Genomic DNA, 20,728 nt, shown 5'->3' on the forward strand with positions numbered 1-20,728 from the left:
GTCTCCTCCTGTGATCACTCGGGTCCTGCTGGCGCTCACCCTCTCCGTGCCGCCCGTCATGGCCCCGGACGGTGCCGGGAAGAGCGCGTGTCCCGTCGCCATGCCCGATCACACGACCTGCGGTTTCCTGGTCGTTCCCGAGCGCAGGGACACGCCGGGCAAGACCATCAAGGTCGGCTACGCGGTGCATACCTCGACGGCCGAGGACCGCAAGCCCGACCCGGTCGTCTACATGAGCGGCGGCCCGGCCTCGGCGTCGATGCAGTTGACGGGGTTCTTGAGCCAGATGTTCCCCGACCGCGACGTGGTGACCGTGGAGCAGCGCGGCAGCAAGTACTCCCAGCCGACGCTGGGCTGCCCGGAGACGGCCGAGGCGATGCTGGACCGGCTGCGCGAGCCGTCGGCCGACGTCGGCGCCGCCGCGCTGAGGTGCCGCGAGCGGCTCCGGCAGCAGGGCGTGGACCTGCGCGGCTACAACACCAAGGAGATCACCGCCGACGTCGTCCAGCTACGCGAAACCCTCGGCTACCCCACCTGGAACCTGTTCGGGGTCAGCTACTCGACCCGGGTCATGATGGACGTGGCCGCCGCCGACCCGGCGGGCGTGCGGTCGGTGGTGCTCGACTCCTACCTGCCGGAGAACGTCGGCTGGTACGACGACGCCGACCGCAACCTGACCGACATCGTGGCCGAGCTCGGCCTGCGCGACCCGTTCGAGGCGATGGTGACCCGGCTGAACGCCCGCCCCGCCCGGGTGCCGACCACCGACCCGCTGCTCGGCACCAGTTTCACCGCCCGGCTGACCGGCGACGACGTGGCGACGATCATGGCGGAGGCGCTGCACGAGACCGACGTGATCGCCGTGGCGCCCGCGCTGATCGACGCGCTGGGCACGGGCCACGACGAGCTGCTGCGCCCGCTGGCCGACGCGGTGGGCGACGGGCTGGTCTCGCACGAGTTCGGGCTGTATCACGCGGTGCAGTGCCAGGACGAGGTCCCCTTTACTACCTTCACCACAAAATCCCGACTTTTCACCGTAAATAGCGACAAAGCGGTGTGTGATGCCTGGAAGCTTCCCAAGTCGGCGCCCGTCAACGCCACGACCAAGGCCCCGGTACTGGTCGTGGGCGGCCAGTACGACCCCACGACGCCGACCCGGACCAGCGAGCCCGCCGCCGAAGCCCTCCCCAACGCCCGCTTCGCGGAGTTCGCGGGCACGGGACACGCGGTGTTCCTGGTCAACGGCTGTGCCCGCCGCCACATCCTCGCCTTCGTGGACACTCCGTCAGGCGGAGCGGCTGCACCGGCCGCCGCTCCGTGCTCACCCGGGCAGGCCGCCGTCCACCCCCGGCTGAACCCGGGCGACGTGCGCGTGACCGGCGCCCCCTACCAGATCTCGCGGTCCCCCTGGCTGGCCGCCCCGCTCGCACTGTTCGCGCTGGTGTCGCTGATCCAGTTCGTCACGGGCGCGCTGAAGGGCAGGGCGCTGGCCGCCTTCGCCGGGCTGGCCGGGACGGCGTTCACGGGACTGGTCGGCGCGGCGGTGTGGGGCCTGATGAAGGAGAACGAGACCGCGCTGGCCGTCGGCCTGCCCGCGTCGGCCTGGCCGTACACCTGGGTGGCGGTGGGGTCGGCCGTACTGACGCTCGGCGCGCTCGCGCGGCGCCGTGGCCGGCCGCAGGCGGTGGCCGCCGTCACGGCGGCCGGATTCCTCGTATGGTGGTTCGCTTGGGTGCTGTGAGGCGTATCCGAGAGCTCGACGCGCTCCGCGGCTTCGCGGTGTGCGGCATCATGCTGGTCAACACCTGGCAGCACGCCGTGCACGACCCCAGGAACGGCATCGACTCGACGCTTGAGGCACTGTTCCAGAGCCGGTTCTACCCGATCTTCTCGCTGCTGTTCGGCATCAGCTTCGTCCTGGTGCTGGAGCGGGCCGGGCGGTGGGCGCTGCTGAGCCGGCTGTTCTGGCTGCTCTGCTTCGGGCTGGTCCAGCGCGTGTTCTACAGCGGCGAGGTGCTGACGGACTACGCGGTGTTCGGGGCGCTGGTGCTGCTGCCCGCCTCGTTCCTGGCCGGTGGGCCGCCCATGCTGATTCTCGGAGCGGCCGCGGTCGTGTGGGCGGTGCAGGTCGGGGCCGGGCCGATTCTCATCCCGGCGCTGTTCCTGCTCGGCATGGCGCTGATGGAGTCGCGCCCGCCCGGGCGGCTGCTGCTGCCGGTCTTCGCGGTCAGCGCGCTGGCCTCCGCGCTGCTCACCGCCGCCTGGTTCGTCACCCGCGCCCCGGGCGCTCCCGGCAACTGGACCGTCTACAGCATCGCCGCGCTCGCCGGAGCCGCCGCCTACTCCACCGGCCTGCTGCTGGCGCTGCGGGCCCGGTGGGCGGCGCCGCTGTCTGCGGTGCTGGAGCCGCTCGGGCGGATGGCGCTGACCAACTACGTCTCCGGCACGCTGGTGATCTTCCTGACGGGCCACCTGCTCAAGGCCGACCCGACCCGCCTTTCGGTGCTCGCGGTCGCGCTGGTGACGCTGGCCGTACAGGTTCCGTTCAGCGTGTGGTGGCAGTCGAAGTACAGGTACGGCCCGCTCGAGTGGATGTGGCGATGCCTGACCTGGTTTCGACGGGTGCCCAACCGGTTAGAGTCGGGCCGTGACCAGAATCGCCCTCTGCCAGATCCCGGTGTCTCCTGACCCGTCGGCCAACCTCAAGAGGGTCCGCGAAGCGCTCGCCAAAGCGGACGGTGCCGACCTGGCGATCTTCCCGGAAGCGACGCTGACCCGCTACGGCAGCCGCATCACCGAGCTGGCCGAGCCGCTCGACGGGCCGTTCGTCTCCGGCATTGCCGAGGCGGCCCGCGAGCACGGCGTCGCGGTGATCGCCGGCGTGTTCGAGCCGGGCCGGGACCGGGTGCACAACACCGCCGTGGCCATCGACGCGCAGGGCGCCATCCAGGCCACATACCGGAAGATCCACCTGTTCGACTCGTTCGGCGCGAAGGAGTCCGAGCTGGTCGCGCCCGGTGCCGAGCCTGTCGTGGTGGAGCTGGCGGGGCTCCGTGTAGGGCTGATCACCTGCTACGACGTCCGCTTCCCCGAGCTGGCCAGGGCACTGGTCGACCAGGGCGCCGAGCTGTTCGCGGTCATCGCCGCGTGGGGGTCGGGCCCGCTCAAGGAGGACCACTGGATCACGCTGGTGCGGGCGCGGGCGCTGGAGAACACGACGTGGACCGCCGCCGTCGGGCAGGCGCCCAATCCGGCCGAGTCGAGTGACGGATTCGGGGTGGGCCGTAGCATGCTGGTCGATCCGCTCGGCGTGGTCCGCGCGGACCTGGGCACCGGCCCGGGCATCCAGGTCGTGGAGGTCGACCCCGAGGTGACCATCTCGGCCAGGACCGCCCTGCCATGCCTCGAACATCGCGTACTAGGTGTCAAGCGATCGTAAAGTGGAACAGTGAGCAGAACGCAGATGCAGAAGGTCGTCCCGCCGCGTCTGCTCGTGCCCTACCTTTCGGGTAAACGCACGGTCATCTCCGGCTACGTCTACCGGTTGCAGGACTGCGCCCGGCTGACGACTCCCAGGCAGCTCTACTATGGACTCGACCTTACGTTCGAGGGATCGGAGCTGACGGCGGACGTGCCCGAGCTCTATGTCATGCGCTGGAACGCCCGCGACGCCGACACCTACGCGGTCCCGTACGGACCTCATATGGGCGGCGACTGGAGCGACACGCCGCCGTTCGCCGGAAACGGGTTCACCACCTCACGCGACCACGTGATCCCGCAGTTCCACACCACACCGATCCCCATCCCCGCGGGCGCCGAGATCGTGCACATCACGCACGAGCACGAGCGCCCCTTCGCCGCCTACGACGGGCTCACCTGGCGGCCCGCCACATGAGCGACGACATCACCCCCGTGGCCTCCGGCTTCGTCGCCCGCTTCGCCGAGCGCACGCTGCCCGCCGCGCTCGGCCCCGACAGCGACCAGGTCGTGCTGTTCAGCGAGGAGGAGCTCGACGGGTTCGAGGCGGGCTCCGGCGGCTACTGGCGGCGTTCGGTCAAGCGCTCCGAGCTCGAATGGCTGGTGCTGATCCGCACCGTGGGGGCCTTCGGCGGCGAGCCGTGCATCGTGCTCGACGAGGACGACGACGGCCTGCACATCGCCTACACCGGCCACAGCGGCATGAAGGCGGAGGCACTCGGCTACTGGATGGTCGACCATGGCGCCTACGAGGTCGTGGTGCCCCGCGAGGAGGTCTTCTCGATCCGCGTCGAACGGATTCCGGTCCCCTAGTCAACCGACACCCGCCTTGGGTGTCTTTGTACTGTGATCGACTCCTCCACCATGGCGCAGCCGTCATTCGCCGAACTGTTCGCCGCCCACTACCAGCCGCTGGTGCGGCTTGCGGGGCTGCTCGGCGCCGACGACCCGGAGGACATCGCCCAGGAGGCGTTCTCCCGGCTGCACGTCAGGCGGCTGCGCGACGACGGGGCGGCGGTCGCGTACCTGCGCACGATCGTCTGCAACCTCACCCGCAACCGCCTGCGGCACCTCAGGCTGGTCCGGTTACGCCGCCCCGATCCTCCAGAGCCGGAACACAGCAGCGAGCACACGGTGATCGTCGCCGAGGAGCACCGCGAACTGCTGGCGGCGCTCGACCGCCTCCCGCGCAGGCAGCGTGAGGCCCTCGTCCTGCGCTACTGGCTCGACCTGTCCGAACGCGAGATCGCCGACGTCATGGGCGTCTCTGCCGGTTCGGTCAAGACCCACGCCAGCAGGGCCCTGGCCGCGCTGGGCAAGGCGCTGAAGGAGGAGGACCAGTGAGCGATCTGGAAGCACGGCTGCGCGCGGCGCTCGAAGCCCGCGCCCAGACCTTCCCGGCCGGCCCGAACGCCTGGCTCGACGTCCAGCGCCGCACGCCCCCGCCGGTGCCCCGCGGGCGGTGGCTGCTCGCCGCCCTGCCCATCGCCCTGCTCGCGATCTTCGTCCCCTTCCTGCTCAACGGGGGCCTGGGCCGCAACAGCGCGAACGATCCCGACGGGGTCTACACGCAGCTCATGGAGGGCAGGACGGCGGCCGGGGAGCAGGTGATGATCGACGACCCGGCGACGGGCAAGCCGCTGCGCCTGTGGTTCACGCGGGACGAGGTCGGCGCTCCCTCGGTGTGCTACGTCGCCCAGCCCGCGGACGGCGATCCCTTCGGCTCGTGCCACGACCTGCGCACGGCCGAGATCTTTCAACGCAGCGGCATGTTCGAGGGCTCCACCCGGAGCGACACCCCATCCGCCTACGTGGACTACGGAGTGGCTCAGACCGACGTGACGAAGGTCACGGCCGTGCTGACGGACGGCAGGCGGATGGAGGCGACCCTGTACCGCTCCGAGGGCGCCCCGATGGTCATCTGGGCGCTGGCGCTGGCAGCCGGGGACCGGGTGTCCAAAGTGGAATTCGCCGACGCCAAAGCCCGGCAGGGCACGGACATGACGCCCAATAGCCTTACCAGAGAGAGCAACAGGGGCACGCCGATCGGCCAGGCGATGCGACTGCCCGGCGGGGTCACCGTGCGCCCCTACGACTTCAAGGTCCTGGGCCGCAGGATCTTCTGGTTCCGCCAGGGCAAAGAGCTCGGCTGGATCAACCTGGACACGAAGGATCCGACACCGGACCCCGTGCCGATGATCTTCTCCGACGAGGGCCTGATCTACACCGCCGCGAGCAGGGACACCGCCAGGATCGAGTTGGCGTTCGACTCCGAGGCGCCGATCACCTTGGTGGGTGTCCCGGATCCGTGGAACCTCGACCGCAACCTGTTCACCCTCACGCTCCCGGTGGTGCCCGACCGGTCGCCCGTCAGCTGGTTGGCGGGCTACGACGCGGCGGGTAAGCAGCTCTGGCGCAAGGTCTACCCACGTCGCACCGAACAGCCGAACTCGGAATTCAAGCGGACCAGCGAGCCCATCACCGTCCCGGGGACCGACGACTTCACCAACGGGCCGGTACAGCTCTCGTTCGGCAAATACACCTACAAGGGCGAGCAGAACGAACTGCAGCTGTGCGCCACCGGTGGCACCGGCTCCGATGGCGGCCCTCAGATCAGTTGCTCCAGGGTGAAACCCGAAGCCCCGTACGGCTCGTTCTCCAGCGGCCGGGTGGAGACCTACCTGCCGCTGCCGGGCAGCGTCCTCGCTTTCGGCGCGGCCGAGGACGACTGGCTGTCCGTCGACGCGGTGCTGGAGGACGGACGCCGCCTTCCCGCCACCCTGATGCGCGGCAAGGACCTGCCCGCGCCCGTGTGGTGGGTCAGGTACCCGCGCGACGCCAAGCTCGGCGCCTTCGCGTTCAAGGTGCGGGGCAAGCAACTCGAACAGGTCGATCTGAATCACCGCGGCTGGTGCTGGGAGGACAACAAGCCTCTGGACGCCGGCCACGTCTTCGACGGCGGGCTCACCGCCAACCTGCACGACGGCGCGTGCGTGAAGTGGGCCAAGGACGGCAAGGCACGGGCGGGCTCCTTCCAGCCCGTCCCGGGCGGGAAGTTGAGCGACCTGATCGCCGCCCCGGAGCTCCCGCTGCAGTGGGCGCAGGATCGGGAGGACTGGTACGGCTTCACCTTGCCCGGCACGGCCAAGGTCGACGTCACGCTCAAGGGAGGCGGACGCGCCACCGCGAGCACGACGCCCGACCCCTGGGGACAGGGCGTGCTGCTCTTCGCCGGGCCGGTGCCTGATGCGGTCGCCAAGCGGGGGCTGTCCTGGCCGGGCATGCGGTTCACCGGCTACAGCGCCGACGGCCGCGTGCTGTGGACGTACGAACCGAAGGAGCCGGGCTAACCACCCAGGTTGCGGAAACGGGCCTGGCGGGCCGCACGACGGTCCGCCGGGCTCCGCGCCAGCAGCTCGACGATCTCGTACTCCAGCGCCCGCCCCACCCGCTCGCAGAACGCGCGCGGCTCGTACGCGGCGTCCGGCACCTCCGGGATCACCCGGTCGACGATCCCGTCACGCCGCAGGTCGGTGGCGCGCACCCCCTGCAACTGGGCGATCTCCGGCGCGAAGTCCACGCTGCGATACAGGATCGCCGAGGCGCCCTCCGGCGGCAGCGGCGACAGCCACGCGTGCTGCGCGCACAGCACCCGGTCGGCCGGCAGCAGGGCGAGCGCCGCACCGCCCGCGCCCTCGCCGAGCAGCAGGCACACCGTCGGCGCGTCGAGCATGACCAGGTCGGCCAGGCAGCGGGCGATCTCCGCGGCCAGCCCGCCCTCCTCGGCCGCCTTCGACAGCGCCGCGCCCGCCGTGTCGATCACCGTGACCAGCGGCAACCCCAGCTCGGCGGCCAGCCGCATGCCACGCCTGGCCATCCGCAGCCCGCCGGGGCCCAGCGGCGAGTTGGGCCGCGTCCTGCGCCGGTCCTGGCCGAGCACGACGGCCGGCGCGCTGCCGAACCGCGCGAGCGCCAGCAGCAGGCCCGGCTCGTTCTCGCCCGCGCCGTTGCCCGTCAGCGGGGTCACCTCGGTGGCGGCCAGCTTGAGCAGCGCACGCGCGCCGGGACGGTCGTCGCGGCGCGAGCGGGTGATCGCCTCCCACGCCTCCACCGGCCGCAGATCCTCCTCGGGCGGCTCGCCGGCGACCAGCCCGGTGCGCTCGGCGCACAGCACGTTCAGCGCGCTGATCGCGATCTCCCGCGCGTCGCCGGCCGACACCACCGCGTCGACCAGCCCGTGCTCGTGCAGGTTCTCCGCCACCTGTACGCCTTCGGGGAACGGGTAGCCGTGCAACGACTCGAACACCCGCGGCCCGATGAACCCGATCAGCGCCCCCGGCTCCGCGGCCGTGACATGCCCGAGCGACCCCCACGACGCGAACACCCCGCCGGTCGTCGGATGCCGCAGATAGACCACGAACGGCAGCCCCGCCGCGCGATGCGCCTGCACCGCCGCGGTGATCTTCACCATCTGCACGAACGCGAGCGCGCCCTCCTGCATCCTGGTGCCACCCGAGGCGGGCGCGGCCAGCAGCGGCAGCCGCTCGCGGGTGGCCCGCTCGGCCGCGACGACGACCCGCTCGGCCGCCGCCACCCCGATCGACCCGGCCATGAACGAGAACTCCGAGACCACGACGGCGACCCGGCGCCCGCCGAGGAGACCCTCCCCGGTGATGATCGACTCGTCGTATCCGGACTTGGCGCGGGCCGAGGCCAGCTCGTCGGCATAGGAAGAGCCCGGCGCCACCGGATCGGCGGGCGGCGCGTCCCACGACTTCCACGATCCCGTGTCGAGGACCGTTTCGATCAGTGTGCGCGCGTCCGGACGGCTCACCATTGCTCCCTACTAACCGGCGTTGTTGCCATGTTGACGCACGAGAGTGCCCGCCGGTGCCACCTGATCCGCATCACCCCTCGCGCTCTTCGAGCCAGCGGAGCACGGCGTCGCCGTCCTGGCCCAGCGCGGGCGGCGCGGTGTGCACCACCTCGGCACCGTTCTCTTCCGGGCCGTTCTCCTCCGGGCTGTTCTCTTCTGGGCCGTTCTCGAAGCGCAGGGGCGGGCCCGGCAGTTCGATGCGGCCGAGTACGGGGTGGTCCACCTCGATCACCAGGCCCTGCGAGCGGGTCTGGTCCCAGGAGTAGACCTCGTCGATCGAACGGATCGCGCCCGCGGGCACTCCGGCCTCGCCCAGCCTTGCCAGCCAGTGACCGCGGTCGTGCGCGGCCAGAGCCTTCTCCATGTCGGCGATCAGCTCATCCCGGTGCGCGAATCTCTCCCTGTTTGTCGCATATTTAGCCATATTTGGATCTATGTCCAGTAGGGCTGCGACCTTCTTCCACTGGCCGTCGTTGGCAGCGGCGATCTGCAGCATCCCGTCGGCGCAATGGAAGGCGCCGTAGGGGGCGATCGAGGCGTGGTGGTTGCCGTTCGCGCGGGGCACCTGACCGCCCACGGTCCACGCGGTGCCGTGGTAGGAGTGCACTCCGGTGACAGCGGCCAGCAGGGAGGTGCGCACCACCCGGCCCTTGCCGGTCCGCTCCCGCTCGTAGAGCGCTCCGGCCACGCCGTACGCGCCGTGGATGCCCGCCAGCAGATCGGCGATGGACGCGCCGACACGGTACGGCTGGTCGGCCGAGGGCCCGGTCAGCGACATCAGACCGGCCTCGCCCTGGGCGATCTGGTCGTAACCCGGCCGCCCGCCCTCGGGCCCGTCGTGGCCGAACCCGGTGATCGACAGGATGACCAGGCGCGGGTTGAGCTCGTGCAACCGCTCGATGGAGAAGCCCAGGCGGTCGAGCACGCCGGTACGGAAGTTCTCGATGAGCACGTCGCTCTGCCGGACCAGACGCTCGACCAGCCGTTTGCCCCCGGCGGACTTCAGGTCGATGGCGATGGACTGCTTGTTGCGGTTCGCCGCCAGAAAGTAAGTGGAAATATCGTGATCCGGCCCGACGAAGGGCGGTCCCCAACTCCGGGACTCGTCACCCCCGTCCGGATGCTCCACCTTGATCACCCGTGCGCCGAGGTCGCCGAGCATCTGGGCGGCATGCGGGCCCGCCAGAGCCCTGGACAGATCCAGCACCACAATGCCGTCAAGGGGTCCGGACAAGGTCAGCCTCCAGAATCGCGTTCGTGGCGAAAGAGTATTCTTTCAGGCTCCGTGTTCTCTTCACTTACCCTGGGAGCCGTGAAATCGCCCGCCCGCCGCATCCAGGCGCTCGATCCGTCGTGCGGGCCGGTCCGCCTGGTCGCCGTCGACGGCCCCGCCGGATCCGGCAAGACCACGCTCGCAGGCGAACTGGCGGCCGAACTCGGCTGCCAGGTGGTGCACAGCGACGACTTCCCGGTGCCGTGGGACGAGGGCCCCGGCGGCTGGTTCGACGCCCTCGACGCGCAGGTGCTCCGGCCCCTTCAGCGCGGACTCCCGGGCGCGTTCCGCCGATATGACTGGGTACGCGATGAATACACCGACCTGATCACGGTTCCTGCCGCGCCGGTCCTGATCATCGAAGGCGTGGGGACGGCCCGTAGGTCGGCGGCTCACCTGTTGGCGTTCACCATCTGGGTGGAGGCTCCCGAAGACGTGCGGCTGCGCCGGGTTGTCGAGCGTGACGGTCCCGAGCTTGAACCCCGGTGGCGGGCCTGGTTCGTCACCGAGCGGGAATGGTTCGACGCCGACGACACGCGGGCCCGAGCGGATCTGGTCAACGTCAACTGTTGATCTCCGCTGCCTGGTGTCTCATCGGCGCTCATGCGCTTCGGGTCGCGCGCTACCACGCCACCGGGTTCGGCGGGCCGACACGGCGGCTCGCCTTTACAAAGTAGATCAATGCAGAAACATGGCCATTTCTCGGTACGCACGGTGAGTTGCCGAGCCGGGAATGCGCTGCACGTCTCTATATTCTCGAACAGTGGACATGGATGGTGCAGCGTCCGGCGATTCCGGCCCGGAAAGGAAGCGCGGCCTCCCCGAAATCGACCCCACTCTCCGGGCCACCGCGGCGGCCTCGGCGGCCGGCGCACTCGCCATCTGGTGGCCCGCGTTCACGCTCGGCGCGTACGACGCCATCTTCTTCGACGCCGTGCTGGGGATCTGGGCCGTGGCCGCGGCCATGCTGCTCTCGGGTCTGCTGCTGCGCAGCAGACGCGCCCTGCCCTGGGCAGGCTGGGTCGCGCTGGCACTCCCCTCGACCTGGATCGTGCTGGCCGTCCTGGCGCCGAGAACGCACGGGTTTCGCTACCTCCACTATTTCGAGGTGGTGCTCACCCTGGCGGGCGCGCCGGCCCTGGCCTGGCTCATGACGAGAATCCTGCTGCCCGACTACGCCGAACTCCCCGCACTGCACCGGCTGCGGGCCATCGCTGTCATAATCGCCGTCGGAGTCCTGGCCTTCCTGCTCGGCAAATTCAATCATCTGTTCCTCACCTGCGCTGATTTCGACGTCAGCGGCAACAACACCCCGCCCGGCTGCGCGCAGGGCCCGCCTTTCCATCTCCTCTGAGAGAATCGCGCCGGCTAGTTGTAGACCACGTCGCAGAGCGTGCCGACGAGCTTGAACGCGTACGCGTGGCTGTACACGCCGGTGTAGGTGCCGTTGAACCCGAACGTGTACGTCTCGCCGATCACCACGTCGGGGTGATACGCCGGGAGGGTGAACACGGGGTGCCACTGATTGCCCACGGTCAGGATCGCGTTCCAGGCGATCTGGGCGGCCTCGTTCTCGGGGAGCTCCATCGTGACCTGCCCGGTGGGCGGGTTGATGCGGCTCCGAGGGTGTCAATAGCCGCGCAGGCCCTAACAGGATGGGTGCGGGCACGGATGACGGCGGAGGTCACGCCTGATCGCGGGGCGGCATGGCGGCCAGCACCTTGGCCAGGGCCTCGGCCAGGTGGACGGCGTGGCGGGGATCGTCCATGAGCATCGACTGCCGGACCCAGACCACCTCCCGAGCAGCCGCCTCAGCGCCCGGGTACGGCTCCGCGCGGGCACCCTCCCGGGCGAGCGCCTCGAACGTCCCGAGCGGCGGATACCCGGCATCGAGCGGCACCCCCTCGGCGGCCATCGCGGCCAGCAGGAACTCCCGGTCCACCGGCACGTGGACGCGGAGCATGAGCAGGTGGCGGGAGTCACGCGTGGTACCCGGCGGTCGCGGCACCACACTCACGGGCAACTGTTCGGCGGCGAGTGCGTGTTCGGCGGCGGTGCAGAAGGACTCGCGGCGGTCGATCTCGGCGTCGAGGCGGTCGAGCCAGGGCAGGAGGAGGGCCGCCTGGATCTCGGTGAGCCGGAGGTTCCAACCGATCGTGGGGTGGCCGTACCACTGGCCGCCCTGTTTGCGGCCGAGGTTGCAGACCGACCAGATCGCCTCGTACGCGGCCTCGTCCCGGCAGACGATCAGGCCGCCCTCGCCCGCCGTCATGGCCTTGCTCGCCTGGAAGCTGTACACCCCGGCGTCGCCCAAGCCGCCGATCGGGCGGTCCTTGTAGGTCGCGCCGTGTGCCTGGGCGGCGTCCTCGACCACGACCAGGCCGTGGCGGGCCGCCAGCGCGTTGAGCGGGTCCATGTCGGCGGGGCTGCCGGCCAGGTGGACGGGCATGATGGCGGCCGTTCTGCCGGTCAGCGCCGCCTCGACGGCCTCCGGTGACAGGTGCAGGTCCACCGGGTCCACGTCGGCGATCACGGGCGTGGCTCCGGCGAGGAGCACCGCCGTGGCCGAGGCGACGAACGTGTAGGCGGGCACGATCACCTCGTCACCGCGCCCCACGCCCAGGCCGCGGAGCGCGGCGAACAGGCCCAGTGTCGCGTTCCCGACCGCCACGCCGTACGGCACGCCGGACCCGCGGGCGAACGCGGCGGTCAGGTCCGTGACGGCGGAGCCGCCCTGGGTGGCGCCCCACCGGCCACTCTCCAGGACCTCGGTGACGAGGGCGCGCTGGGCCGGGTCGAGCGGCGGCGGCCACGCGGGCCAGGGTGCCGAGCGGACCGGCGTACCACCGTGGAGGGCGAGTGTCACGGCAAGCATCCCTTTCGAGTCGGGGTCGGGGCAGACAGGCGTCGGACAGGGAGGCGGACGTCCGGGAAAGGCGGGGAGCGGGCAGGGGCGGGCGTCGGGGAAGGCGGTCAGGCGGGAAGAGCGAGGAGGCGGGCGAGGTTGGCGCCCTGGACGAGGGTGCGGTCGGGGGCGGTGAGCGGGGCGAGGGCGACGCGGCCGAGGCCGGTGCGCAGGTCGAGGAAGCAGGCGTCCGAGCCGAACACCACCCGGTCCGCCCCGATCATGGCGACGAGGCGGGCGATCCAGCGGCCGGTCATCTTGGAGCCGCAGGTTTCCAGGTAGAGGTTCGGGTGGCCGGCCGCCAGGCGGGCCGCGCGGGCGAAGCCGTACGGCCACAGCCCGGTGTGTCCCATCAGCAGCGGCACCTCCGGATGGCGGGCCGCGACGGCGGCGAACTGGGCCGGGTCGCTCCACGGCGAGTCGGTCTGGCCGTGGGCGAGAACGGGCAGGCCGAGGCCCCACACCGGCTCGTAGAGCGGATCGTCGAGGCGGCACTGGTGTACGTCGGGATGCAGCTTGACTCCCCACACGCCTTCGGCGACCAAAGGGGTGCGGTGGTGCGGGTTGTAGACCTGCCAGACGCCGAACCGGCCGGGGAAGCGCTCGGCGATCTCGATGGCCAGCCGGTTGCCGCGTTCGGCGTCCGGGCCGACGGCGAGCAGGTGGCTGATGCCCATCGCCGTGACGCCGATCCGGTCCATCGTGGCCACCAGCCCCTCCGCGGAAGGGTCGGGGATGAGGAAGTCGGGCCAGTCGCCTACGTGGCCGTGCGCGTCGAGGATCACAGGAGCCCGCTCAGGGAGCCGGCGGCGATCAGGTCGACGGCGGACGGCTCCAGGTCGAGGTGGTCGAGGAGGAAGCGGGGGCCGCAGTCGTCGGCGATCGGGGCGCCCGTGCCGAAGACGAGCCGGTCCGCCCCGAACCGGTGGGCGAGCCATTCGACGCCGCCCTGGGTGTTCACGGTGCCCATCTCCACCCAGACGCGGCGGGTCTCCGCCATCAGTTCGGCCACCGCGCGCAGGCGGCGGTAGCCGGGGTTGAGCAGAAGAACGCGCTGCTCGGGCAACCGCGCGAACAGCGTGAGGAGCTGGGCGGGCGAGGTCTCCTCCAGGTCGATCGCCACGGGCAGCGCCAGAGCGGCCAGCCAGCGCAGGGCGATCGGGCCGGTGAGGTCGAAGCGGTGCCGTTCTGGACAGAGCCTGATCATGCGGACGTTCCACTCCAGCACCTGGTGCAGGTCCGCGGGCGCGGACGCCCCCGGTACGCCGGGCACCACGACGGGCACCGGGATGAGCCGGGGGTCGTCCAGCCGGAGGAGGGCCTCGTTGCCCGCCTGCGCGTCCGAATAGAGGCTGAGCGTGTGGGTCACGCAGGCCCGATCGATGCCCAGCCGGTCCATCTCGGCCCGGGGGTCCGACGGCAGATCGTCGAACGGTACGGGGCCGATGAGCCGGTGGGCATCGATCACTGATTTCGGCACAGACCGAAATCTAGCCAGCGGCCGCCGGGACGGTCAAGGGCGGGCAGGCGGGGTTCAGCCTGATCCTGGCCAGGTTCCTGCCCACCAGGGCCCAGGCTCGCCAGGAACCGGGCTCGAAGTGGAGCTGGGGATTGGTGTACCACTCGTCGCCCAGGCCGGTGGCCAGCAGCTTTTCGGTGGTGCCCAGTTCGTAGGCGTTGCCGCCGCCGAAGAAGGTGGACACGAACACCTTGTTCCGATGTACGGTCAGCTCGCCGTAGCCGGAGAGCTTGCCCTGGCTGACCACCTTCTTGGTGGCCAGGTCCAGCGCGATCCAGGCGCCCGAGTCACGCTTGTACACGCCGTACAGCAGGCCGTTGTGCACCTTGATGTCTTGGAACGTACGGAAATTGGGGACCGGATCGACCTGCCAGCGCACCTTGCGGGTCCGCAGGTCGAAGGCCGCCACCGAGGCGGAGGTCTTGACCGGCGGGGTGCCGCCACCGCCCAGCACGTCGCCGCCCAGGTAGACGACGCCGAAGCCCAGCGAGAGGCTCATCAGGCTCTGACCGGGGATGACGTCCACGTACACGTCCATCTTCCCGGTGTCCGGGTCGACCACGGACAGGGCACCCGAGAGCTTCGCGCCGAGCGGGGCGCTGGCCACCAGGAGCTTGTCGGTCAGCGGGTCGTACTCGATGTCCCACGGCCGCTGCTGGTCGTGGCCCAGGTAGCCGAGCCCGCGCACCTGGTCGGTGCGGATGTCGATGGACAGGATCTGGCCGCTGGGGTACATGGCGGCGTAGATCTTGTTACCGCGCCGTACCAGGTCCTTGGGCTCGCCGGGCAGGCGGAACCTGCGCTTTTCGCCCGTACGGAGGTCGCGGACCTCCATCGAGAAGTGACCACCGATGTAGAGGGCGCGGTTGGGCACGAGCAGCATGCTCTGCGGCCGTTCGGCACCGGCGGGCAGTCCGGCCTCGATCAGGTCCACGAACTCCGACTTGCCCGTACGCAGGTCGAGCCACCACATGCCGCCGCTGCCCGAGACGCCGAAGAGGGTGTTGTCGTCGAGCAGTTGCAGCCGCCTGGTCTCGTCGCCGGGGGACGGCGGTTCGGCGATCTTCGTGAGCGTGGTGTCGCCGGGCCGGTAGCGGTAGACCGCGCCGTCCGGGCGGGTGGTGGTGTAGACGGTGCCGTCGGCGGCCACCGTGAGCATGTCGAGACTGCCCTCGGCCAGGGCTGGCTGCCTGGCGTCGGTGCCGTCCTTGCGCACGTCGATGAGCGTGCCGCCGCTGGCCGCCAGCACGCGGTCGCCGTGTTCCGCGACGGCGCCGACTCCCGTGGGGCCGGTGGCGAGCCGCGTGACCGCGCCGGTCGCCCGGTCGATCGACACGAGCTGGGCCTTGTCGAGCAGGCCGGCGTAGACGTGCTCGGCGTCCGCGGCGACCGCCCTGACGTATCGCTCACCTGCTGCCAGCACGCCGAAGTCGCGGACCGCGCCGGTGCTGGGGACGTACTCCCAGACCTTGCCGTCCGGATAGGTCCCCGCGTAGAGGGTGCCGTCGGGCGCCGCGGTCAGGCTCCAGACGAAACCGCCGTTCTTCCCGAACGAGTGCAGCCGCTTCACCTCGCCCGTCGCCGGGTCGAAGCTGTAGAGGTCGGGCACCGGGTACGTACCGACATAGATCTTGCCGCCGGACACGGCGGTGGCCCAGCCACCCTCCGCCTCGCCCGTGGCCGGTCCGTCGGGGAGCGTGACGCTCCTGACGACCTTGCGGGTGGCCAGGTCGATGTCCGCCAGTACGGGCGGCTTGGGGCCGCGTTCGACGACGTAGGCGTGGCCTTCGTGTACGACGGCGCCGACGATCGCGCCGGTGACCGATGCCGGCCCGAACGTCTCCACCCCCGGGCTGTCACAATCGACGGCGACGGCGGCGGCAGCGGTGGGAGCAGTGAGCAGTGCGGGTAACAGGCCTGCCACGACGACCAGGAGGGAGCGGAGCATGTGGGCCTCGCGTTCATTTCTGAGCAATTTTGGCCCTGACCGTAATCTTATGTGCAGCTGTTCGTCAATGGCATGATTGCCCGCATGGCGATTAGGGACAAGGCCGGTATGGTGTTCGACGCCTGGGAGCTGATCGGTGGACTGGAGGTGGCCCTGGATGTCGACGTGCTCGTGGGCGCCTACCCGGACCGCGACGGGCCGCCCGGGACACCGGCTTCCGTACAGGCGATGCTGGCCGAGCACCGGATCCGGGCGGGCGCGGTGGCGAGCCTGCGCGCGGCGCTCTTCGACATGCGCTCGGGCAACGACGCGACTCTCGCCCTGACGGCAGCCGACGAAGGAGCGGCGGCCGGCGGGCAGGCGGAAGCGGCGCCGGCAGGGTTCGTACCGGTCGGGGTGGTGGATCTGCGCGATCCCGTGGGAGCGGGCCGCGAGATGGACCGCCTCGCCGCGGCGGGAGTCAGAGCGGTCCGGCTGTTCCCGGACGAGCAGGGGGTGGAGGCCGGTTTCCCGTCGGTCCGGCATGTCGCCCGGCAGGCGGCGCGGCTGGAGATGGTGGTGCTGACCGGTGGCGACGTGCGCAGGTTCTGGCAGCCGTTCGCCGGGCTGGAGGTCAGCGTGGTCTTCCTCGACACGCACTTCTACCACCTGGGCGACTTCCTGGTGGCCGCCGCCGACGAGCCCGGCTTCCACACCTCCACCCGCCTGCTCAACTCCCCCGACGCGCTGGAGACGGTCGCCGCGGAGCTCGGCGCCGAACGGCTGCTGTACGGCTCTCGAACCCCCCACTACGAACCCCTCGTCCCCCTGCTCAGGCTGGCGACCAGCGGCCTGAAGGCCGACGAGGTGGCCGCCGTCGCGGGCGGCAACGCCAGGAGGCTGCTCGGATGATCATCGATGTCCACGCTCACTGGGGACCCTGGTTCTTCACCATGGACGTGGCCGGGGCCACCCTCGCCACCATGGACCGCTACGGCATCGACCGGGCCGTCGTGTCCTCCACCGAAGCCGTCATCTACGACGCCCCGGCGGGCAACCGCGCCCTGGCCACGGCACTGGGCGGACAAAACGACGGCCCGGAGCGGCTGTTCGGCTACGTCACCGTCAACCCGCGCAGGCTCCGTGAGGCGGACCGTGACCTGCGCGCATATCTGCCGACCGGCCGGTTCGTCGGCGTCAAGATCCACACCGACTACACGGGCTCGCCCGTCACCTCGCCGCAACTGCGCGACGCCCTCGAACTGGTCGCCTCGGCGGGCTGCCCGGCGCTGGTCCACACCTGGGGCGCCTCGGTGCTCGATCTGGCCCAGGTCTGCCTCGACACACCGGGGCTCAGGGTGATCTCCGGGCACATGGGCGCCGACGGGTTCAGGTACGCGATCGAGGCGGCCCGCGCCTGCGACCGCCTCTACCTGGAGCCCTGCTGGTCCCACGCCCCGGCGGGCCGCATCGCCGAGGTGGCGGCGAACGTGGACGCGCGGCAACTGCTGTTCGGCACCGACTCGACGCTGATCGACCCGTCGTCGGCCTTCGGCGCGGTCGCCGCGGCGAACCTCACCGGCGAGACGGCCGAGCGGGTCGCGTGGCGCAACGCGGCGGACCTGTTCGGCCTGGCGGCGACCTAGCCGCGTCAACGACGATCCGGACACGGCGACCTGGCCGCATCTACAACGATCTGGACATTACGGCCCGGCCCGTTATAGCGTGCGGCAAAACTTCATCAAGGGAGCCGCCCATGATCCCCCGTCGTCGTTTCCTGCAAGCGGCCGCCGCGGCCGTCTCCCTGGCCGCCGTACCGGCCCACGCGGCCCGAGCCCAGACCGCCGAAGCCCGGTCGGCCCGCGAGCCCGAGGGCACCGTCACCGGCCTCGGGCCCGCGAGCGTCGCCAGCCCGCTGGGCAACGGCGAGTTCGTGGGCGGCGTCCTGTACGTGGGCTCCCGCGGCCTGTCCCCCAACGTCGTGGGCGCCTACGACCTGGCCAAGGATGCGGTCACCACCCATTACGACATCCCGACCGGCGTGGGCGTCTGGGCGATGTGCCGGGTGGGCACCGACGTCTACGTGGGCACGCACGCCCGCTCCGACCTCTATCGCATCGACACCGTCGCGGGCCAGGTGACGAAGGTCGCCGAGTACCCCGACCGCTACATCTGGACCATGGCCTCCTCCCCGGACGGCAAGGTCTACATGGGCACGTCGGAGCCGGCCCGCGTCTGGGAGTACGACCCCGCGACGGGCACCAGCCGCGACCTGGGCCAGCCCGCCCCCGGCGAGGCGTACGTGCGCAGCATCCAGGCCGACGACAAGTACGTCTACGCGGGCGTCGGCACCCACGCCCACCTCATCGCGATCGACCGGACGACCGGCGAGAAGCGGGAGCTGCTCCCGGCCGCCCTGTCCGACCGCGACTGGGTGTCCAGCATGAACATCTCCGACACCCACATCGCCGGCGGCATGAACTCCCTCGCCGAGCTGGTCGTCATCGACAAGGCCGCGCCCGCCGACTACAAGATCGTCAAGGCCACGGCCCCGGGCGAGAAGTACGTCGTCGCGGTGCTGATCCACGACGGCCACGTCTACTTCGCCGGCCGCCCCTCGGGCACCTTCTACCGCTACGAGCTGGCCACGGGCACGCTGGAAGTGCTCGGCGTGCCGTACTTCGAGGCGCTCACGCACCGGCTACTGGCCCACGAGGGGCGCGTGTACGGCATCCAGGACAGCGCCGTCTTCGTGTACGACCCGGCCACGGGCACCCTCGACTACCTCAACCTGGTGCAGCGCGGGCTCAAGGCGGCGCCGGAGGAGCCGATGTCGGTCCACTCCGACGGCCACCGCGTCTTCGTGGGCGGCAAGGGCGGCGCCGACATCCACGACCTGGCCACGGGCAAGGTGAACAGGCTCGGCATCGCGGGCGAGCCCAAGACGCTGCTGAACGTCGGCGGCACCACCTACATCGGCGTCTACACCCAGGCCGCGCTCTACTCCTACCGGCCGGGCGACGCGGAGCCGAAGCTGCTCGCCCGTACCGGCAACCAGCAGGACCGCCCGCGTGACCTGGCCTATGACTCCCGGACGGGCCTGATCGTGATGCCCACGCAGCCGGAGCCCGGCCACATGAACGGGGCGCTGTCGCTCTACTCGCCGCGCACCGGCAAGTACGAGACCTACCGCCCCGCCGTCGAGCGGCAGACCGTCTACTCCGTCATCGCCCGCCGGGGCACCGCCTATCTCGGCACCACCACCCAGGAGGGCCTCGGCCTGCCGCCCTTCACGACGAGCGCCAGGCTGGCCGCGTTCGACCTGGTCAAGCGGAAGCTGCTGTGGCAGGTCGAGCCGATCCCGGGCGCGCGGTACATCGCCGCCCTCGCGCTGGGCCCGATCACCCTGTACGGCATGGCGAGCACGGGTGATGTGTTCGAGTTCGACCTGATCCGCAGGAAGGTCACCAGGACCCTCAAGGTGGGCGCGAAGGGCGGCGACCTGTTCGTCACCGGCCGCGTCGCCTACTGCACCGACGGCGACAAGGTGTACAAGCTGGACCTGGCCACGTTCACCGCGAAGACGATCGTCGAGGGCCTGGCGGGTCAGTGGTTCGGCGGCGAGCCGAAGCTGGCGCTGGACCCCTCGGGACGGGCCCTGTACGGCGTTCGCGGCCGCGACCTGGTCCGGATCGCCATCTCGGGCCACCGCTGAGCCGTCAGATCCAGCCGCGTTCCCTGGCCGCCATCCCCGCCTGAAAGCGGGTGATGGCGTTCAGCTCGTGCATGAGGTCGTGGATGCGGCGCTGCACGGTGCGTAACCCGAGCCCGAGCGCCCGCGCGATGCCCTCGTCGGTCAGTCCCCCGGCCATCAGCGCCAGCAGGTCCCTGGCCATGTCGTCGGGCCCGTCGGCGGGCGGCCGGGGCGCCGTGCGTAACGGGAAGCCGCGCCGCCACTCCCGCTCGAACAGCGCGATCAGCGCGTCCAGCAGCGCCGAGTGGTGCAGGATGAACGCCGCGTCGATCGAGTACGCCCCGCTGCGGATGGGGATCAATGCGAGCTCGTCGTCGGCGATCCAGATCTTCACCGCCGCGTCCGTCACCACGCGGATTTTCTCGCCGCGCGCCGCCGCGGCCTGGATCAGCTCCAGCCGGCCCGGCATCGCCAGCGCCTCCAGGTCGTAGACGCTGCGGTAGTCGACCCCCGCCTGGAGCATCCGCAGCTCGCGCTCCGTATTGCCGGACAGGTCCGGCATGACGTATGGGGGCTTGTCGATGTTGCGGAACATGCTCTGCGCGCTCTCCTGGAGCGCGTACGCCCGGCTGATGATGTTGTCGGTGCCCATGACCACCTCCACCTGCTCGGCCGGGTGCGCGGCGTACCGCGAGGCGCGCTGGAACGACGTGGTGAGGTCGTGGATGGCCGTGCGCACCTGGTGCAGTTCTTCCTCCTGGCGGCTGAGCATCGGCCGGATGGCGATGTCCGGCGCGACCGCCACATACCGGGCGCGGCGGCCCGGCAGCCGGCTGGCCAGCCCGCGCCTGGCGAATCCCGCGAGCATGCGCGCGGCCAGCGGCGTCGACACCCCGCAGTGCGTGGCCAGTTCGGCGGCCGACGACCTCGGGTTCTCGACGAGCATCGTGTACAGGCGGCTCTCGGCCGGTGACAGGCCGATCGCTTCGAGCATGGCGCCACCATACTCCTCCGGTGGCGGGATGCCGCCACCTGGCGGGTTTTGGCCCGTTCGGCG

General features: G+C 70.8%; 20 protein-coding genes. 12 read left to right on the forward strand and 8 right to left on the reverse strand.

Annotated features, from left to right (window positions below):
* Window positions 1-10: 10 nt before the first annotated feature.
* The 7 genes from AB0F17_RS27265 to AB0F17_RS27295 are packed head-to-tail and all read left to right on the forward strand — an operon-like array spanning window position 11 to window position 6,827.
* A complete protein-coding gene (locus AB0F17_RS27265; protein WP_358028064.1) occupies window positions 11-1,741 on the forward strand; it encodes an alpha/beta fold hydrolase in 1,731 nt (576 codons plus the stop codon).
* The gene (locus AB0F17_RS27270) at window positions 1,738-2,688 is read left to right on the forward strand and encodes a DUF418 domain-containing protein (RefSeq protein ID WP_358028067.1); all 951 of its coding nucleotides are present in this window, start codon (window positions 1,738-1,740) and stop codon (window positions 2,686-2,688) included. Before AB0F17_RS27265 ends, AB0F17_RS27270 begins: the two co-directional genes overlap by 4 nt.
* Window positions 2,648-3,439: a carbon-nitrogen hydrolase family protein gene (locus AB0F17_RS27275; protein ID WP_358028069.1), complete on the forward strand. Its 792-nt coding sequence runs from the start codon at window positions 2,648-2,650 to the stop codon at window positions 3,437-3,439. The genes AB0F17_RS27270 and AB0F17_RS27275 overlap by 41 nt, the downstream gene beginning before the upstream one ends.
* A gap of 9 nt (window positions 3,440-3,448) precedes the next feature.
* A complete protein-coding gene (locus tag AB0F17_RS27280) occupies window positions 3,449-3,895 on the forward strand; it encodes a hypothetical protein (protein ID WP_358028071.1) in 447 nt (148 codons plus the stop codon).
* Entirely contained in the window at window positions 3,892-4,290 is a 399-nt protein-coding gene (locus AB0F17_RS27285; protein ID WP_358028073.1) for a hypothetical protein, read from the forward strand. Before AB0F17_RS27280 ends, AB0F17_RS27285 begins: the two co-directional genes overlap by 4 nt.
* A gap of 51 nt (window positions 4,291-4,341) precedes the next feature.
* Window positions 4,342-4,821: a SigE family RNA polymerase sigma factor gene (locus tag AB0F17_RS27290; RefSeq protein WP_358028076.1), complete on the forward strand. Its 480-nt coding sequence runs from the start codon at window positions 4,342-4,344 to the stop codon at window positions 4,819-4,821.
* Window positions 4,818-6,827 carry a hypothetical protein gene (locus AB0F17_RS27295; RefSeq protein ID WP_358028078.1) on the forward strand — a complete coding sequence of 670 codons (2,010 nt, stop codon included), beginning with the start codon at window positions 4,818-4,820 and terminating at the stop codon, window positions 6,825-6,827. Before AB0F17_RS27290 ends, AB0F17_RS27295 begins: the two co-directional genes overlap by 4 nt.
* On the opposite strand, the gene AB0F17_RS27300 is transcribed toward AB0F17_RS27295, so the two are convergent.
* Both AB0F17_RS27300 and AB0F17_RS27305 read right to left on the reverse strand, forming a co-directional pair.
* Window positions 6,824-8,314, reverse strand: a complete 1,491-nt coding sequence (locus tag AB0F17_RS27300; RefSeq protein ID WP_358028080.1) for a carboxyl transferase domain-containing protein — start codon at window positions 8,312-8,314, stop codon at window positions 6,824-6,826. The genes AB0F17_RS27295 and AB0F17_RS27300 overlap by 4 nt on opposite strands.
* 70 nt (window positions 8,315-8,384) lie before the next feature.
* Window positions 8,385-9,587, reverse strand: a complete 1,203-nt coding sequence (locus AB0F17_RS27305; RefSeq protein ID WP_358028083.1) for a CoA transferase — start codon at window positions 9,585-9,587, stop codon at window positions 8,385-8,387.
* Between the two features lie 78 nt (window positions 9,588-9,665).
* Between AB0F17_RS27305 and AB0F17_RS27310 the strand changes: the two genes are divergently transcribed.
* Window positions 9,666-10,199, forward strand: a complete 534-nt coding sequence (locus tag AB0F17_RS27310) for an AAA family ATPase (RefSeq protein WP_358028086.1) — start codon at window positions 9,666-9,668, stop codon at window positions 10,197-10,199.
* A gap of 190 nt (window positions 10,200-10,389) precedes the next feature.
* Entirely contained in the window at window positions 10,390-10,980 is a 591-nt protein-coding gene (locus tag AB0F17_RS27315; protein WP_358028089.1) for a hypothetical protein, read from the forward strand.
* A 14-nt stretch (window positions 10,981-10,994) separates the two neighbouring features.
* Here AB0F17_RS27315 and AB0F17_RS27320 read toward each other — a convergent pair whose 3' ends face one another.
* The 5 genes from AB0F17_RS27320 to AB0F17_RS27340 all read right to left on the reverse strand — a co-directional run bounded on the left by AB0F17_RS27320 (window position 10,995) and on the right by AB0F17_RS27340 (window position 15,998).
* Entirely contained in the window at window positions 10,995-11,213 is a 219-nt protein-coding gene (locus AB0F17_RS27320; RefSeq protein WP_358028092.1) for a cellulose binding domain-containing protein, read from the reverse strand.
* Window positions 11,214-11,310: 97 nt separating this feature from the next.
* Complete coding sequence (locus AB0F17_RS27325; protein ID WP_358028095.1) at window positions 11,311-12,492, reverse strand: DegT/DnrJ/EryC1/StrS family aminotransferase; 1,182 nt, start codon at window positions 12,490-12,492, stop codon at window positions 11,311-11,313.
* 107 nt (window positions 12,493-12,599) lie between these two features.
* Window positions 12,600-13,316: an amidohydrolase family protein gene (locus AB0F17_RS27330; protein WP_358028098.1), complete on the reverse strand. Its 717-nt coding sequence runs from the start codon at window positions 13,314-13,316 to the stop codon at window positions 12,600-12,602.
* On the reverse strand, window positions 13,313-14,011 hold the full coding sequence (locus tag AB0F17_RS27335; protein ID WP_358028101.1) for an amidohydrolase family protein: 699 nt from the start codon (window positions 14,009-14,011) through the stop codon (window positions 13,313-13,315). The genes AB0F17_RS27330 and AB0F17_RS27335 overlap by 4 nt, the downstream gene beginning before the upstream one ends.
* A 10-nt stretch (window positions 14,012-14,021) precedes the next feature.
* Window positions 14,022-15,998, reverse strand: coding sequence for a hypothetical protein (locus AB0F17_RS27340; RefSeq protein ID WP_358028104.1), 1,977 nt, complete (start codon window positions 15,996-15,998; stop codon window positions 14,022-14,024).
* An 84-nt stretch (window positions 15,999-16,082) separates the two neighbouring features.
* Between AB0F17_RS27340 and AB0F17_RS27345 the strand changes: the two genes are divergently transcribed.
* The 3 genes from AB0F17_RS27345 to AB0F17_RS27355 all read left to right on the forward strand — a co-directional run bounded on the left by AB0F17_RS27345 (window position 16,083) and on the right by AB0F17_RS27355 (window position 19,692).
* Window positions 16,083-16,889 (forward strand): amidohydrolase family protein, encoded by an 807-nt coding sequence (locus AB0F17_RS27345; protein ID WP_358028107.1) that lies wholly within the window; start codon window positions 16,083-16,085, stop codon window positions 16,887-16,889.
* Window positions 16,886-17,623 carry an amidohydrolase family protein gene (locus tag AB0F17_RS27350; protein ID WP_358028109.1) on the forward strand — a complete coding sequence of 246 codons (738 nt, stop codon included), beginning with the start codon at window positions 16,886-16,888 and terminating at the stop codon, window positions 17,621-17,623. The genes AB0F17_RS27345 and AB0F17_RS27350 overlap by 4 nt, the downstream gene beginning before the upstream one ends.
* A 110-nt stretch (window positions 17,624-17,733) precedes the next feature.
* Window positions 17,734-19,692: a hypothetical protein gene (locus AB0F17_RS27355; RefSeq protein WP_358028112.1), complete on the forward strand. Its 1,959-nt coding sequence runs from the start codon at window positions 17,734-17,736 to the stop codon at window positions 19,690-19,692.
* A 4-nt stretch (window positions 19,693-19,696) separates the two neighbouring features.
* Here AB0F17_RS27355 and AB0F17_RS27360 read toward each other — a convergent pair whose 3' ends face one another.
* Window positions 19,697-20,665 (reverse strand): helix-turn-helix domain-containing protein, encoded by a 969-nt coding sequence (locus AB0F17_RS27360; protein ID WP_358028114.1) that lies wholly within the window; start codon window positions 20,663-20,665, stop codon window positions 19,697-19,699.
* Window positions 20,666-20,728 lie beyond the last annotated feature (63 nt).

It is taken from the genome of Nonomuraea sp. NPDC026600, assembly GCF_040638335.1.
In the GTDB taxonomy this organism is placed as follows: Bacteria; Actinomycetota; Actinomycetes; order Streptosporangiales; family Streptosporangiaceae; genus Nonomuraea.